Origin of the sequence: Amycolatopsis jejuensis, assembly GCF_000717335.1 — a bacterium.
Classification (GTDB): domain Bacteria; phylum Actinomycetota; class Actinomycetes; order Mycobacteriales; family Pseudonocardiaceae; genus Amycolatopsis; species Amycolatopsis jejuensis.
Window position 1 is genome coordinate 192,898 of record NZ_JNYZ01000011.1, and the last position, 14,833, is coordinate 207,730.

A 14,833-nucleotide genomic window follows, 5' to 3' on the forward strand; every position below is an offset into this window, starting at 1 on the left:
GGCAGGCTTCGCAGAGCATCTCCAGCTCACCCCAACCAGACACCGGCCAACTCCGACTCGCCGCCAGGACGTTCACTCCGCCGGACATCGCAGGCCATCAGCAGCACACCCAGCCCAGGCCCAGCCAACTCCGGATCGCCGCCAGACAAGAGTTCACCCCCGCCAGACTTCGCGGACCATCACCAGCACAACCCGGCCAGACGCCGACCAACTCCGACTCGCGGCCGGATGCAAGGGGCATTCCCGCTGGCTATCGCGGACCACCCGAGCCCGACCCCAAGTCGGCTCCCGCTGGCTGCCGGATAGCGGTTCACCGGGCTTCGCGGACCATCACCACAGCTCACCGAAGCAAGATCTCAGCCCACTGGACGAGGGTTCACTCGCGCCGAGCGTCGCGGACCATCCAACTCCAGCAGGCCGCCTGGCAAGGGCCACTCCCGCCGAGATTCCCGGACCATCACCTGCTCACCCAAGCCAGATCTCACCCCACCGGACGAAGGTTCACTCCCGCCGAGATTGCCGGATCATCTCCAGCTCGTCCGAGTCAGAAGACGGCTGCGGTACAAACCCATGCCGCTCGTACAACGCCTTCGCGTGCTGGTTACCTGCGGCGATCCGCAACTCGAGCCGTCCGGCGCCTCGGCCCTCGCTCCATCGGACCATCGCCTGGACCAGCGCATCACCGACGCCCCGGCCTCGCGCATCGGGCGTTACCCACATCGACAGCAGCTCGGCCGAATCGCCCGAAAGGTGTCCGCTGACCATGCCTGCGGGGGTGGCGTCGAGGTCGGCCAGGACGTTGACCTCACTGAGCCGTGCGCCACCGGGGACGGTCGAGCTGAAGGCGTCCGGAGCTTCGCGCAGCGCGGCCAGGCGGAGTTCACGCCACTCCGCCCAGTCGTTCCCGCTCAGTTCGCGCACCACGATCACACTGGGTCCGTCGTCGTGGCCGCGTCGCTGTTACATGGGCTAGGGCTGCTGGCTCGGCAACGTCCCCGCAGCCATCCGGCGTGCGACGTCCCGGCGCAGCCACAGGAACCACAGGAACGCGGCCAGGAAAAGCACCCCGAGGACGGCAATCGCGGGCAGGGCGATGCCCGTCGCGATGATGGCCAGTTGCAGGACCAGTACCACCGGCACCGCCCAGACGTGCTTGAGCAGGCCGCACATCACGATCAGCACGACGGCCAGCGCGATCACCGTCCAGCCGGTGAAGCTCGTGACGCCGCCGCCCAGCTTGGCGACCACCGGCAGGGCCAGCGCGACCGTGATCGCCTCCATGATCAGCGTGCCGGCCAAAACCCCGCGGAATCCCTTCATCGGGTCCTTCGCCGGGGGTTTGGGGTTCTCGCTCATGCCGGCTCCTTCCCGAAGAGTGTGCGCGCGTCGCCTGCGGTGACCACGGATCCGGTGACCAGGACGCCACCCCCGGCGAGCGGTTCCTCCGGGTCGTCGTTCTGTTCCACCAGGCCGATCGCGGTTTCGATCGCGGTTTCCAGGTCCGGTTCGGCGAGCACGCGTTCCTCGCCGAAGAGCGACCCGGCCAGCTCGGCCAGGTCTTCCACCGGCATCGACCGCGGCGACGAGTTGCGCGTGACGACCACGTCCGTGACCACCGGTTCCAGCGCGTCCAGGATGCCCCTGGCGTCCTTCTCCGCCAGCACCGCGACCACCGCGACCAGCCGCCGGAAGGCGAACTCGTCGGTGATCGTGGTGGCGAGCGCGCGGGCACCCATCGGGTTGTGTGCCGCGTCGATCAGCACCGCCGGGGCCGCTCGGACGCGTTCGAGCCGGCCCGGGTTTTCGACCTCCGCGAATGCCTCGCGGACTGCCTCCACCACGAGCTGTTTGTCTTTGCCCGCCCCGAAAAACGCCTCGACTGCGGCCAGCGCGAGAGCCGCGTTCGCTGCCTGGTGGGCGCCGTGCAGGGGCAGGAAGACCTCGTCGTACACGCCGCCGAGGCCCTGCAGCTTGAGCATCTGCCCGCCCACCGCGACCTCGCGTTCGAGCACCCCGAACTCACTGCCCGCGCGCGCCACCGCGGCGTCGACCTCGACCGTCCGCTTGAGCAGCACGTTCAGTACCTCGGGGTCCTGCTCGGCGATCACCGCGACGGACCCGGATTTGATGATCCCGGCCTTCTCCGCAGCCGCGTCGGCGGGCGTCGGGCCGAGGTACTCGGTGTGGTCCAGCCCGATCGGCGTGATGACCGCGACCTGGGCGTCGGCCACGTTCGTCGCGTCCCACGCGCCGCCCATGCCCGCTTCGAGCACCGCAGCCTCGACCGGCGCGTCGGAGAAAGCCGCGAACGCCATCCCGGTGAGGACTTCGAACTTGCTCATCGGCACGCCGTCCTCGCTCGCGCCGTCGACCATCGCGACGTACGGCGCGATGTCGTTGAACAGCGCGGCGTACCGGGCGGCGGAGATCGGGCGTCCGTCGAGCGCGATCCGCTCCGTGACGAGCTGCAGGTGCGGGCTCGTGTAGCGGCCCGAACGCAGGCCCATGCGCGTGAGCAGCGAGTCGATCATCCGGGCGACCGAGCCCTTGCCGTTCGTGCCCGCGATGTGCACCACCGGATACCCGTGATTCGGCTCGCCCAGCAAGGTCATGAGCGCCTGGATCCGCGCCAACGACGGCTCGAGCTTCGTCTCCGGCCACCGCTGGTTGAGCTCCGCCTCGACGGCCATCAGCTCACGGCGCGCCTCCGGCCCGTTCTCGTCGCCGAACTCCGCGGGCGCACCCTCGTCGTCGAGTTCGTGCAGCTCGATGCCCTCGTCGGCGATCAGGTCGGGAACCGGGCCGAGCGCCAGGTTGTCGCCGAGCTGGCCGATCCCGCCGATGCCGCCGCGCGAACCGCCGCCGACGGTGTAGGCCGCGTCCGGCGCGTCGAGGTCGGGTTCGTCCTCGTCGTGCGCCTGTGCGCCCAGCTCGTCGACTCCCGCGAAGCTGTCCGGATCGGCGAGATCCGGCCGCCGGGATTCCTCGGGCTCGTCACCGCGCGGCACGCACTCACTCCTTGACGACGTCACTCCCCCGGGCACGCGCAAGCGGCCGGGAAGACCAGGTGAAAGGTTCAGTCCGAGCCTACCCGCCTGCCCCTGCCCTCCTGCGCCTGGCAAGGTCAGGCGCATGCCGTTCGACCACAACCACCACTACCACCCGGCGCTGCTCCGGCTCGTGCCGCCTGGTCCGGGACGGGCACTCGACGTCGGCTGTGGGGACGGCCGGTTCGCCCGGCGGCTGGCCGCGGCAGGGATGACGGTCGAAGGGATCGACACGTCGGCGGAAATGGTGGCGCGGGCGATCGCGGCGGGGCCGGGTTCGATCTCCTACCGGCAGGCGGACGTGACGACCGAGGCGCTGGAACCCAGGTCGTACTCCTTCGTCTCCTGTCTGGCCTCGCTGCATCATGTGCCGTTCAACACGGTGACCCGGCTGCGCGACGCGCTCGCGCCAGGCGGGGTCCTGGCGGTACTCGGCTGCGCGCGACCCAGCCGTCCGGGCGATTACGCCCGCGAACTCGTCGCGGCTCCGGCGAACGTCGTGGCGCGGCTGGTCGTCGCGGCCGCGGACCGGCTCAACGGCGGCGCCGACCTGCTGGCCAAGGCCCCGGTGCGGATGGAGTTCCCGGCGTTGAACGACGTCCGGCGCGATGCAGCGCGGCTGTTGCCGGGCAGTGCGGTGCGTCCGCTGGTGTTCTGGCGATATCTGCTGGTCTACCGTCACCCGCCTGCCGGGTGAAGTCCTGACCTGACCACCCGAACAGCGGAAAGATTCCCCCGTCGCCGCTGCCGAAAAGGGAAAGCGGACGTACCGCTCGGGAGGACGGGGTTTCGCATGCGCATTGTCCGGATCGTGCTTGCTGTGGTCGCGTTGCTGCTGTCGACGGCGGTCGCCGCGGAGGCGGCGGAGCGGCATTACCGCCACTACGTCGCGTTGGGGGATTCGTACACGTCGGGGCCGCTGATTCCACTCCCCCGGCTCGACCCGCTCGGGTGTTTCCGGTCTACGTCCAATTATCCGTCGATGCTCGCTGCCGGGTTGTCGGTGGAGCGGTTCACTGACGTCAGCTGCGGCGGGGCGGATACCGGTGATATGACCCAGCAGCAGAATGTTTTGCTGGGAGTCAATCCGCCGCAGTTTTCCGCTTTGCGTCCCGATACCGACCTCGTCACCCTTGGCATCGGAGGAAATGATTCCGGACTGTTCGGCACGTTGATCAACACCTGTCCCGGGTTGCGGGCGTCCGATCCGGCCGGGAATCCTTGCCAGCGGCATTTCACCGTTGATGGCGTGGACACGATCAAGGCGTTGCTGCCCAAGACCCAGGCCAGTATCGGGAAGGTGCTGGCCGGGATTCATGCCCGGGCACCTCAGGCCGAGGTGCTGGCGATCGGGTATCCGCGAATTGCCCCGGCGACAGGGTATTGCGACGATTTGCCGTTTGCCCAGGGGGATTATGCATGGCTGTCGAGTGTCGAGGAGGCGCTCAATGCTGCTATCCGGAATGCAGTGAATACCGACGGGCGGTCGGTTTTTGTGGACACCTATGGGCCGTCGGCCGGGCATGATGCGTGCCAGGCGCCGGGGGTGGCTTGGATCAACGGGAAGGACCTGAAGGTGCTTGCCGCAGCGCCGTATCACCCGGTTTGGGCCGGGATGGCAGGGGTGACCCAGGTGATCCGGCAGCAGCTCGGGTCCTGACAGTCTCGGCAACCCTGGCGAAACGGATCATTGTTCCGTATAGTTGCGGAGCATGGTTCCGTTTGAGGTGGGGAAGGTCGAGGCGAATGACGTTGCGTACGGCGGGGGTTCGTTCGGCCGACGGCACGATGATCAGTTACCACCGGGTCGGCAGTGGGCCTGCGATGGTGATCGTGCCGGGTAGCCTGGAGAGCGGGCTCGACTGGCTTGCGGTGGCCGGGCGGCTGGCCGGCGACTTCACGGTCTACCTGGTCAATCGCCGGGGCAGGGCGGGTTCCGGGCCGTTTCGGGAGGACCATTCGATCGAGGACGAGTACGCCGACGTGGTGGCGGTGCTGGCTGCGGCCGGTGAGCCCGCGGTGCTGGTCGGCCACAGCTACGGCGCGATTGTTGCGCTGGGCGCGGCAATGAAGGCCGCGCCGCGGGAGCTCGTGTTGTACGAGCCGCCGTTGTCGGTCGATCCCGGTGCCGCGTTGGGGCGGTACGCGGACGCGCTCGAAGAGGGGCGGTTCGACGACGCGTTGGGCATCGGGCTGAATGAGATCGCTGACGCGTCGGAAGGGGAAACCCAAGCGTTGGTGTGGGCGCAGCGGGCCGCGCTGAGTCCGACCTGGCTGCCTGAGCTGACGGAGATCGGGCGCCTTGATGCCGATCTGACGCGGTATCGCGAGGTCACGTCGCGGGCGCACCTGCTCGTCGGCGAAACCAGTGGTGCGCGGGCGGTGGCTGTCGAGCTGGCCAAGGTGCTGCCGGACGCTCGTATCGTCGATCTTCCCGGGCAAGGGCACACCGCACACCACCAGGTGCCGGACATGCTGGCCGACCTTCTCCGCACCGTGCGGCCGGTTCGCGGCTGGGCGCCGGAAGTCCTCGACAGCATCGCGTCGGCCGACGATTTCCACGTCGCCCCTTACCGGGAGGACGGCGTGACACCGGGGACGTCCATCTGGATCTGGTCGGCGGTGGTCGACGACGGGGTGTACATCCGGTCGGCCAGCCCTGGCTCACGGTGGTTCGCGGCCGCCGTGCGCGAGAAAGCCGGAGTGGTGAAAGCCGGTCGACACCATGGGACGGTCGCGTTCGAGCACGTCGGCGACGAAGGCCTGAAGGACCAGGTCGACGAGGCGTTCCGGGAGAAGTACGGCAGCGATCCGTACTTCTCCGACGACCTGCTTACCCGGTCGCGGCACCAGATCGCCCGGGTCAGCCCGGCCTGAAACCCATGGTGGGGCCGGGAACTCCGGCCCCACCAGTGCGTTACGAAGCGGCCAGCGCCGCCAGCCGGGCCTCGATGCGGCCGATGTCGGCCACCGCGGTTTCCCGGCGCACCTTGATCTTCTCGATCACCGGCGCGGGAGCCTTCGCGATGAACGCCTCGTTGCCGAGCTTGCCCTCGGTCTGCGCGAGTTCCTTCTGCGCTGCGCCGAGGTCCTTCTGCAGGCGCTTGCGCTCGGCGGCGACGTCGATCGTGCCGGACGTGTCCAGCTCCACGGTCACCACGCCACCGGCCAGCGCGACCTCCAGCGACGCGCTCGCGGAGAACCCGTCGGCCGGCTCGGTGAGCCGCACCAGCGAGCAGATCGCGTCCTCGTGCCCGCCCGGCAGGCCCTCGCCCACGAGCCGCGCCGCGACCTTCTGCCCCGGCTTCAGGCCCTGGTCGGCGCGGAAGCGGCGGATCTCGGTGACCAGCTTCTGCACGTCGGCCACCCGCCCGTCGGCGACCGGGTCGGCGTAACCCTCGACCGCCTTCGGCCACTGCGCGACGACCAGCGATTCGCCGCCGGTGAGCGCCGTCCACAGCTTCTCCGTGACGAACGGGACGAACGGGTGCAGCAGCCGCAGCACGGTGTCCAGCACGTGGCCGAGCACGTGCTGCGTTGCCTCGACGCGGGCCGGATCCCCTTGGTACAGCTGGACTTTCGCCAGCTCCAGGTACCAGTCGCACAGCTCGTTCCAGGTGAACTGGTACAGCGCACCGGCGACCTTGGCGAACTGGAAGTCCTCGAACAGACCGTCCACTTCGGACACCAGCGCGGCGAGCCTGCCGAGGATCCAGCGGTCGGACTCGGTGAGTTCCGAAGCGGGGGGCAGCGACCCGGCCGCCGTGGCGCCGTTCATCATCGCGAACTTGCTGGCGTTCCACAGTTTCGTGCAGAAGTTGCGCGACCCCGCGGCCCATTCGTCGGCCAGCGCCATGTCCGTACCCGGGTTCGCGCCGCGGGCGAGGGTGAAGCGGGTGGCGTCGGCGCCGTAGGCGTCCATCCACTCCAGCGGGTCGAGGACGTTGCCGCGCGACTTCGACATCTTCTTGCCGTTCGCGTCGCGGATCAGGCCGTGCAGGTACACGTGGTCGAACGGCGGGCGGCCGTCCATTTCCTGCACGCCGAACATCATCATCCGGACGACCCAGAAGAACAGGATGTCGTAGCCGGTGGACAGCACGCTGGTCGGATAGAACTTCGCGAGGTCGGCCGTTTCGCCCGGCCAGCCCAGCGTGGACATCGGCCAGAGACCCGAGGAGAACCACGTGTCGAGCACGTCCGGGTCCTGCGTCCAGCCCTCGCCCGCGGGCGGCTGCTCGTCCGGGCCCACGCACACGACCTCGCCGTCCGGGCCGTACCAGACCGGGATCCGGTGTCCCCACCACAGCTGGCGCGAAATCGTCCAGTCGTGCATGTTGTCGACCCAGTCGAAGTACCGCTTCTCCAGTTCGGCCGGGTGAATCTGCGTGCGGCCGTCGCGCACCGCGTCGCCCGCGGCCTTGGCGAGGTCGGCCACCTTGACCCACCACTGCAGCGAAAGCCGCGGCTCGACCACGGTGTCGCAGCGGGAGCAGTGCCCGACCGCGTGCACGTACGGCCGCTTCTCCGCGACGATCCGGCCCTGCTCCCGCAGCGCGGCGACCACCGCGGGCCGCGCCTCGAACCGGTCGAGGCCCTCGAACGGACCGGGCACGGTGATTTCGGCGCGCTCGTTCATGATCGTGAGCATCGGCAGGTCGTGGCGGCGGCCGATCTCGAAGTCGTTCGGGTCGTGCGCCGGGGTCACCTTCACCGCACCGGTACCGAACTCCGGGTCGACGTGCTTGTCGGCGACCACCGGAATGCGCCGCCCGGTGAGCGGCAGCTCGACCTCGGTGCCGACCAGATGCGCGTACCGCTCGTCGTCCGGGTGCACAGCGACCGCGGTGTCCCCGAGCATCGTCTCGGCACGCGTGGTGGCCACGACGATCGCGTTCTCGCCCTCGCCGTAGCGGATGGAGACGAGCTCGCCGTCGTCGTCGTTGTGGTCGACCTCGATGTCCGACAGCGCCGTCTGGCACCGCGGGCACCAGTTGATGATGCGCTCGGCGCGGTAGATGAGACCGGCGTCGTAGAAGTTCTTGAAGACGGTCTGCACCGCCCTGGACAGGTTCTCGTCCATGGTGAACCGCTCGCGCGACCAGTCGACGCTGTCGCCGAGCCGCTTCATCTGGCCGAGGATCTTGCCGCCGTACTCGGCCTTCCACTCCCAGACGCGCTCGACGAACTTCTCCCGCCCGAGGTCGTGCCGCGAAAGCCCTTCCCCGGCCAGCTCGCGCTCGACGACGTTCTGCGTGGCGATCCCGGCGTGGTCCATGCCCGGCAGCCACAGCACCTCGTACCCCTGCATCCGGCGGCGTCGGCTCATCGCGTCCATGAGGGTGTGGTTGAGCGCGTGCCCCATGTGCAGGCTGCCGGTGACGTTGGGCGGCGGCAATACGATCGAGAACGGCGGCTTGCCCGACGAGGCGTCGGCCGTGAAGTACCCGGCCGCTACCCAGCGGTCGTACATCGGCGCTTCCTCGGCGGCCGGGTCCCAGGCACCCGGAAGGTCGGTTTTCTGCTGCGGAGCGTTCTCGGTCACAATGGACAAGTCTACGAACCCGCCGCGGCGGGGTTACGCAGGGGGAAAGGCGGTAGCAATGACGAGGCCGGAGGAACCGGACGACCGGATCGAGACCCACCCGGACCTGATCGACCCGGAGTGGCGCAAACACGCCGAACTCGACGCCTGGCTGGGCGCGAAGAAGGAACTGAAGAAGAAGCGGAAGCAACAGCGCAAGGCCGCCCCGAGCTACGGCTACGGAGCCGCCGCCCCCAGCCGCTGGCCCGGCATCGCCGCCATCGCAGGCCTCATCGCCCTACTGGCCGCCGCGGTAGTCGTGCACCAGGTGCAAGGCACCGGCGTGAACGAGAAATCCATCGGCTACCGCATCGTCTCGAGCCAGCCCGCCACCCCCGCCACCCCACCGCCCCCGCACCTCCTCTGAGCCGCCGTCCGTGAAGGGAACCATCACGGAATCTGATTCCCTCATGGTTCCCTTCACGGACTTCCCCACCACCCGGTCGCACCCGCGCACCCGGCGAACCTGGGCACCCAGACCCGGCCCTGCACCCCGATACGAAGCCCCCCTCGGACCGTCGTCACAATCCCGGCTTCGGGGTGCCCCCACCGCACCAGATACCCAGGACAGACTAAACAGTCTAGACTGTCCATCATGCCGGCAATCCCCCCGCACATCGCCGAATCGGCAGGCTGGATCCGCGGCGTGGTCGGCCAGCTCCACCGCAGGCTCCGCCAGGTGGACAACGCCGAAATCCTCACCCCGAGCCAAAGCGCCGTGATCCACCGCCTCCACCGCGAAGGCCCCGCCACCCAGGCCCGGCTGGCCGCCGCCGAACACGTGCGGCAGCAATCCATGGCCGCCACCCTCGCCGTCCTCGACACCTTCGGCTACCTCACCCGCACCCGCGACCCGGCCGACGGCAGACGCACCGTCATCACCCTCTCCGACCTCGGCACCAAGACCGTCATCGGCATCCGCCAGCACCGGGACGAATGGCTCGCCGCCGCACTGGCCGCCGAGCTGACCCCCGCGGAACTCGACACGATCCGCCAGGCCCTCCCCCTCCTCCAGCGGATCGCCCAGCACTGACCCGAGGAGCCCCCACGAGCACCACCACCGCGAAACCCCCCACCAGCTTCGGTGCCCGCCTCGTCACCCCCCTGGTCGCGAGCGCGGTCCTGAACCCCATCAACTCCACCCTCATCGCCGTCGCGCTGGTCCCCATCGGACAGGCCTTCGGCGCCGGACCGGCCCGCACCGCCTGGCTGATCTCCGCCCTGTACCTCGCCACCGCGGTCGGCCAGCCGGTGGTCGGACTCCTGGTGGACCGCTACGGCGCCCGCCGCATCCTGCTCGGCGGAGCGACCGTGGTGATCATCGCCGGGGTCGCTGGAATGATCCCGATCTCGATCGAATGGCTCACTGCCGCCCGCGGCGTCCTCGGCATCGGAACCTGCGCCGGATTCCCCGCCGCGATGGCCGTGCTGCGCAAACGCGCCGACGAACTCGGCCACGGGGTGCCCGCCCGCGTGCTGTCGATACTCGCGATGTCGGCGCAGACGGTGATGGTGATCGGCCCGACCCTCGGCGGCGTCCTGATCGGCCTCTTCGGCTGGCCCGCGATCTTCGCCGTGAACCTGCCACTGGCCGGGATTTCCTTGCTGCTGACCCTGCTCTGGGTCCCGAAAGACCCACCGCGCACCACGATCCCGGAGCGGCTCGACCTCGCCGGGATCGTGCTGTTCTCGGCGTCCCTCCTGGTGTTGCTGTGCTACCTGATGGCACCCGGCATCGGGGACCTCTGGCTGCTGGCCGTCGCCATCGTGCTCGGCATCGCGTTCACGATGGTCGAGCTGCGTGCCCGGCGCCCCTTCCTCGACCTGCGGATGCTCGCCGCAAACGGCGCAATAATGCGGACGTACCTGCGCCAAGCGCTGAGTTTCCTCGCGATCTACACGATCATGTTCGGCTACGTGCAATGGCTGGAGGAAGCCCGCGGGTTCGCCGAATCCGCCGCCGGGCTGCTGCTCCTGCCGATGTCCGCGACCGCGGTCGGGGCCGCAGCGTTGTCCGGGCGACCGACCGGCGTCCGGGCCCGGCTGCTGGTCGTCGGCATTTCCCTCGTGGCCGGTTCGGTCGCGCTGCTGTTCGTCGACGACAGCACCTGGCTGATCTGGCTGCTGGTGCTCGCCGCGGTCTTCGGCCTGGCGCAAGGCCTCACCAGCGTCGCCAACCAGACCACGCTGTACCGCGAGGCCCCGGCCGAAACGATCGGGACCGCCAGCGGTCTTTTCCGGACGGCGCAGTACCTCGGCGCGATCATCGCCGCCACCGTCATCGCCCAGTGCTACGGCGGGCACGCCGACTCCGGCGGCCTGCACCGGCTCGCCGTCGTCCTCATCGTGACCAGTGTCATCCTGCTCGTCGTCACCGCCGCCGACCGCGGGTTACGCCGCGAATGACCACCCCAGAGTTGGGTTCGCGGCCGGAAAGGCGGACGATGAGGCCATGACGCGTGAAGCTCCGACTGGTGACGTGGACGAGGCCCGCATCGAAGTGGGCAAGCCGAAGGGCTGGGCCGCCGGGATTCCCGGCGTCGCGGTGTCGCTTGCCCGTGGCGTGGAGCAAATGGGTGCCGTCCGCACGGCCCGCACGCTGCGGTTGCTGAACCAGCGCCAGGGTTTCGACTGCCCGGGCTGCGCGTGGCCCGAACCGCGCCAGGCCGACGGCGAGAAGCGCAAGCTCGCGGAATTCTGCGAGAACGGAGCAAAGGCGGTTGCCGAGGAGGCCACGAAACGCCGGGTCGGGCGCGAGTTCTTCGCCACGCATCCGGTGTCGGAGCTGGGCGAGCGCACCGACTACTGGCTGGGTCAGCAGGGCCGGGTCACCGAGCCGTTCGTGCTGCGCGAGGGTGGCACGCACTACGAGCCGATCTCCTGGGACGACGCCTTCGACCTGGTCGCCGCCGAGCTGCGCGGCCTCGCGAGCCCGGACGAGGCGATCTTCTACACCTCCGGCCGCACCAGCAACGAGGCCGCATTCGCGTACCAGCTGCTGGTCCGGTCGTTCGGCACGAACAACCTGCCGGACTGCTCGAACATGTGCCACGAGTCCTCCGGCGCCGCGCTGTCGGTGAGCACCGGCATCGGCAAGGGCTCGGTCACGCTCGCCGACATCCATCACGCCGACCTGATCGTGGTCGTCGGCCAGAACCCGGGCACCAACCACCCGCGGATGCTCTCGGCGCTGGAGCAGGCCAAGGGCAACGGCGCGAAGGTCGTCGCGGTCAACCCGCTGCCCGAGGCCGGGCTGATGCGGTTCAAGAACCCGCAGAACGTCCGCGGCCTGGTCGGCAAGGGCACGCCGCTGGCCGACGAGTTCGCGCAGATCCGGCTCGGCGGCGACCTCGCGTTGTTCCAGGCCATCGGACACCTGCTGCTGGAATGGGACGAGGCCGCGCCGGGGTCCATTGTGGACACGGAGTTCGTCGCACAGTCCACGCACGGCTTCGAGGACTGGGCCAAGCAGCTGCGCGAGATCGACTGGCCGGAGACCGAACGCGCCACCGGCCTCCCGCGTACGCAGATCGAGCACCTCGCGCGGATGATCGCCACCTCCGAGCGCACGATCTACTGCTGGGCCATGGGTCTCACCCAGCACAAGCACGCGGTACCCACGATCGCCGAGATCGTGAACCTCGCGCTGGTGCGCGGCATGATCGGCAAGCCGGGCGCGGGCCTGTGCCCGGTGCGCGGCCATTCGAACGTGCAAGGCGACCGCACCATGGGCGTGTGGGAGAAGATGCCCGAGCCGTTCATGGACGCCCTCGACCGCGAGTTCGGCATCACCGTGCCGCGCGACCACGGCTGGGACACCGTCGACTCGATCCGCGCAATGCTCGACGGACGCGGCAAGGTGTTCTTCGCCATGGGCGGCAACTTCGCTTCCGCCACCCCGGATTCGGAGCGGACGGCCGAGGCGCTGCGGTCGTGCTCGCTCACCGTGCACGTGTCGACGAAGCTCAACCGCTCGCACGTCGTCCCCGGCCGCACCGCGCTGATCCTGCCGACGCTCGGCCGCACCGAGCGCGACGAGCAGGAGTCGGGTCCGCAGTTCGTCACGGTCGAGGACTCGATGTCGCAGGTACACGCGTCCCGCGGGCGGCTGGCCCCGGCGAGCGAGGAGCTGCTGTCGGAGGTCGCGATCGTGTGCCGGCTGGCCGAGCAGCTGCTCGGCGCCCGCCACGCCGTGCCGTGGCGGGCGTTCGAGAAGAACTACGACCTGATCCGCGACCGCATCGCCGCCGTCGTGCCGGGCTGTCAGGACTACAACCGGCGCGTCCGCGAGCCGGACGGTTTCGTGCTGCCACACGCCCCGCGCGACTCACGCGAGTTCACCGGCACCGCCACCGGCAAGGGCACGTTCACGGTGTCCGAGCTGGAGTATCCCCAGGTACCGGAAGGCAGGCTGCTGCTGCAGACGCTGCGCAGCCACGACCAGTACAACACCACGATCTACGGCCTGTCCGACCGTTACCGCGGCATCGAGGACGGCCGCCGCGTGGTGTTCGTGCATCCGGACGACCTGGCCGAGCTCGGCGTCGCGGACGGCGAGATCGTCGACCTGGTCTCGGAATGGCACGACGGCGACCGCCGCGCGCCGAGCTTCCGCGCGGTGGCGTACCCGACGGCCCGCGGCTGTGCAGCGGCGTACTTCCCCGAGGCGAATGCCTTGGTACCGCTGGATTCCGTGGCGGAGAAGTCGAACACGCCGGTGTCGAAGGCGGTCGTGGTACGGCTCGAACCGCACCATCACGCCTGATTCTGGGCACCACTTGCCCCGTCCGTGAAGGGAACCATCACGGAATCAGATTCCCTCATGGTTCCCTTCACGGACTTTCCGCGGCCTTCCTTCGCCGCCGTGGATTTGTTACCGCCATGCTGATCCAGCACCGCCGCGATCACGGAGGCTTCGGCTTGTTCGAGCGGCGTGAGCACGCGGCGGCTGTGCGCATGCCGGACCTCGGCGGGCAGATCGGCAAGCGTGACGATGTCTCCGGCCGGTTCGCGCGCGGCGTCGCGGATCACGCGGACCAGCTCGGCGAGGTTGCCCGGCCAGCGGTGTTTCCGTAGCGCACCAAGGGCATCGGGCGCGAACGTCAGCGACGGCCGATGCCGTCGAAGCTCGGCGCGGGCCAGCGAGACCACCACGTCGGGATCGCGGCGCAACGGAGGCAGCGGCAGCGTGCTCGCGGCGAGCGCGTCGATCAGAAGCATCGCCGACGCGCCCGGACTGGAGTCGGTCGTGACCGTGAGCCCGAGCCGGGAGCACCGGCTCAACGTGGCGGCCACCGCCCGCGCACCGGCGGTGTCGAGTAGTTCGATATGCCGGACGAGGACCGGGCGGGCGACCTCGCCACGCAGCGAGGCCGACCACGCCGACGGGTCCAGTGCGTAGGTCGCCGCGTCGAGGACGAGCGGATCGTCGCCGAGTGCGCGCTGCAGCAAGGTCGCCTTTCCAGTACCTCGTTCGCCGATCACGGCGACTGGGGTGGCGGCGAGCAACGCGGTGGCGCGGTCGGCGAGGGCCTGCCGGTCATGGAAATCGGCCGCGGCAGGCCGTCGGACCATGGGCTCCCCGGCGGTGACGACCGCCCCGGTGAGGGTGGATCCGTCGTGGAGGAGCCGGACGTTCGCGTTCAGTTCCGCAGGCAGCTCCAGGAATCGGCCGTGCCCCGCGCGGATCTCGTCCCAGAGGGCGGGCCGGTCGAGACCGAGGTCCGCGCCCGCCGGGTTCGTGAGGATGAGCCCGTCGCCGACGACCGCGACGGCCCCGCGATGCTGCTCGTCGAGGAATGCCGACAGCAACCGCCGTTCCCGCGCGGTCGCCCGTTCGTACAGCGCCGCCTGGATTTCCTCGACGAGCTTGCGCACCACGACGGCGAGCAGCGAGTCGGTCTCCGCCGCCCGGCAGGTCACGTTGACCGCGCCCACCGTGCGGCGGGTGATCGGATGAGCCCGTTGGTGCCGACGAACTCCTCGCCGAAGTTGAAGCCCTCCACCACCGACAGGTCGTCGAGGGTGTCCCGCAGCATCGGCTCGGACACCCAGCGCCAGATCACGCTGCCGCCCGCGTCCGCGAGCGCCAGGCACGAGCTGTCGCCGACCAGCAGCTCGGCCATCCCGGACAGGACGGGCACCGCGACCCGGGAGAACTGCGTGTCCAGCTCGGTCTCGTGGAAGGCGACGTCGACGTACT

General features: G+C 69.5%; 13 protein-coding genes. 7 read left to right on the forward strand and 6 right to left on the reverse strand.

Annotation, left to right across the window (positions count from 1 at the left end; genetic code table 11):
* Window positions 1-501: 501 nt before the first annotated feature.
* Genes OO71_RS16110 through folC form a run of 3 tightly spaced genes read right to left on the reverse strand, consistent with a single transcriptional unit; the run spans window position 502 to window position 3,008 of the window.
* Complete coding sequence (locus OO71_RS16110; protein WP_033290580.1) at window positions 502-930, reverse strand: GNAT family N-acetyltransferase; 429 nt, start codon at window positions 928-930, stop codon at window positions 502-504.
* 39 nt (window positions 931-969) lie between these two features.
* Window positions 970-1,356 (reverse strand): DUF4233 domain-containing protein, encoded by a 387-nt coding sequence (locus tag OO71_RS16115; RefSeq protein WP_033290581.1) that lies wholly within the window; start codon window positions 1,354-1,356, stop codon window positions 970-972.
* A complete protein-coding gene (gene folC, locus OO71_RS16120; RefSeq protein WP_033290582.1) occupies window positions 1,353-3,008 on the reverse strand; it encodes a bifunctional tetrahydrofolate synthase/dihydrofolate synthase in 1,656 nt (551 codons plus the stop codon). Before folC ends, OO71_RS16115 begins: the two co-directional genes overlap by 4 nt.
* 124 nt (window positions 3,009-3,132) lie before the next feature.
* Between folC and OO71_RS16125 the strand changes: the two genes are divergently transcribed.
* From OO71_RS16125 to OO71_RS48875, 3 genes are all read left to right on the forward strand, one after another.
* Window positions 3,133-3,744 carry a class I SAM-dependent methyltransferase gene (locus OO71_RS16125; protein WP_033290583.1) on the forward strand — a complete coding sequence of 204 codons (612 nt, stop codon included), beginning with the start codon at window positions 3,133-3,135 and terminating at the stop codon, window positions 3,742-3,744.
* Between the two features lie 96 nt (window positions 3,745-3,840).
* Window positions 3,841-4,707: an SGNH/GDSL hydrolase family protein gene (locus OO71_RS16130; RefSeq protein WP_033290584.1), complete on the forward strand. Its 867-nt coding sequence runs from the start codon at window positions 3,841-3,843 to the stop codon at window positions 4,705-4,707.
* A gap of 86 nt (window positions 4,708-4,793) precedes the next feature.
* Window positions 4,794-5,924 (forward strand): alpha/beta fold hydrolase, encoded by a 1,131-nt coding sequence (locus OO71_RS48875; protein ID WP_051791602.1) that lies wholly within the window; start codon window positions 4,794-4,796, stop codon window positions 5,922-5,924.
* A 40-nt stretch (window positions 5,925-5,964) separates the two neighbouring features.
* On the opposite strand, the gene OO71_RS16145 is transcribed toward OO71_RS48875, so the two are convergent.
* Window positions 5,965-8,592: a valine--tRNA ligase gene (locus tag OO71_RS16145; protein ID WP_033290585.1), complete on the reverse strand. Its 2,628-nt coding sequence runs from the start codon at window positions 8,590-8,592 to the stop codon at window positions 5,965-5,967.
* Between the two features lie 58 nt (window positions 8,593-8,650).
* On the opposite strand from OO71_RS16145, the gene OO71_RS16150 reads away from it, so the two are divergent.
* The 4 genes from OO71_RS16150 (at window position 8,651) to OO71_RS16165 (ending at window position 13,396) form a co-directional block, all read left to right on the forward strand.
* A complete protein-coding gene (locus OO71_RS16150; protein ID WP_051791603.1) occupies window positions 8,651-8,998 on the forward strand; it encodes a hypothetical protein in 348 nt (115 codons plus the stop codon).
* A 228-nt stretch (window positions 8,999-9,226) separates the two neighbouring features.
* The gene (locus OO71_RS16155; protein WP_033290586.1) at window positions 9,227-9,664 is read left to right on the forward strand and encodes a MarR family winged helix-turn-helix transcriptional regulator; all 438 of its coding nucleotides are present in this window, start codon (window positions 9,227-9,229) and stop codon (window positions 9,662-9,664) included.
* Between the two features lie 71 nt (window positions 9,665-9,735).
* Window positions 9,736-11,037, forward strand: a complete 1,302-nt coding sequence (locus tag OO71_RS16160; protein ID WP_033290818.1) for an MFS transporter — start codon at window positions 9,736-9,738, stop codon at window positions 11,035-11,037.
* Window positions 11,038-11,083: 46 nt separating this feature from the next.
* Window positions 11,084-13,396, forward strand: a complete 2,313-nt coding sequence (locus OO71_RS16165; protein WP_033290587.1) for an FdhF/YdeP family oxidoreductase — start codon at window positions 11,084-11,086, stop codon at window positions 13,394-13,396.
* Here OO71_RS16165 and OO71_RS16170 read toward each other — a convergent pair.
* Both OO71_RS16170 and OO71_RS16175 read right to left on the reverse strand, forming a co-directional pair.
* On the reverse strand, window positions 13,387-14,568 hold the full coding sequence (locus tag OO71_RS16170) for an AAA-type ATPase lid domain-containing protein (RefSeq protein ID WP_156096322.1): 1,182 nt from the start codon (window positions 14,566-14,568) through the stop codon (window positions 13,387-13,389). The two genes, OO71_RS16165 and OO71_RS16170, sit on opposite strands and share 10 nt — an antisense overlap.
* Window positions 14,550-14,756, reverse strand: a complete 207-nt coding sequence (locus OO71_RS16175; protein ID WP_156096323.1) for a hypothetical protein — start codon at window positions 14,754-14,756, stop codon at window positions 14,550-14,552. Before OO71_RS16175 ends, OO71_RS16170 begins: the two co-directional genes overlap by 19 nt.
* Window positions 14,757-14,833 lie beyond the last annotated feature (77 nt).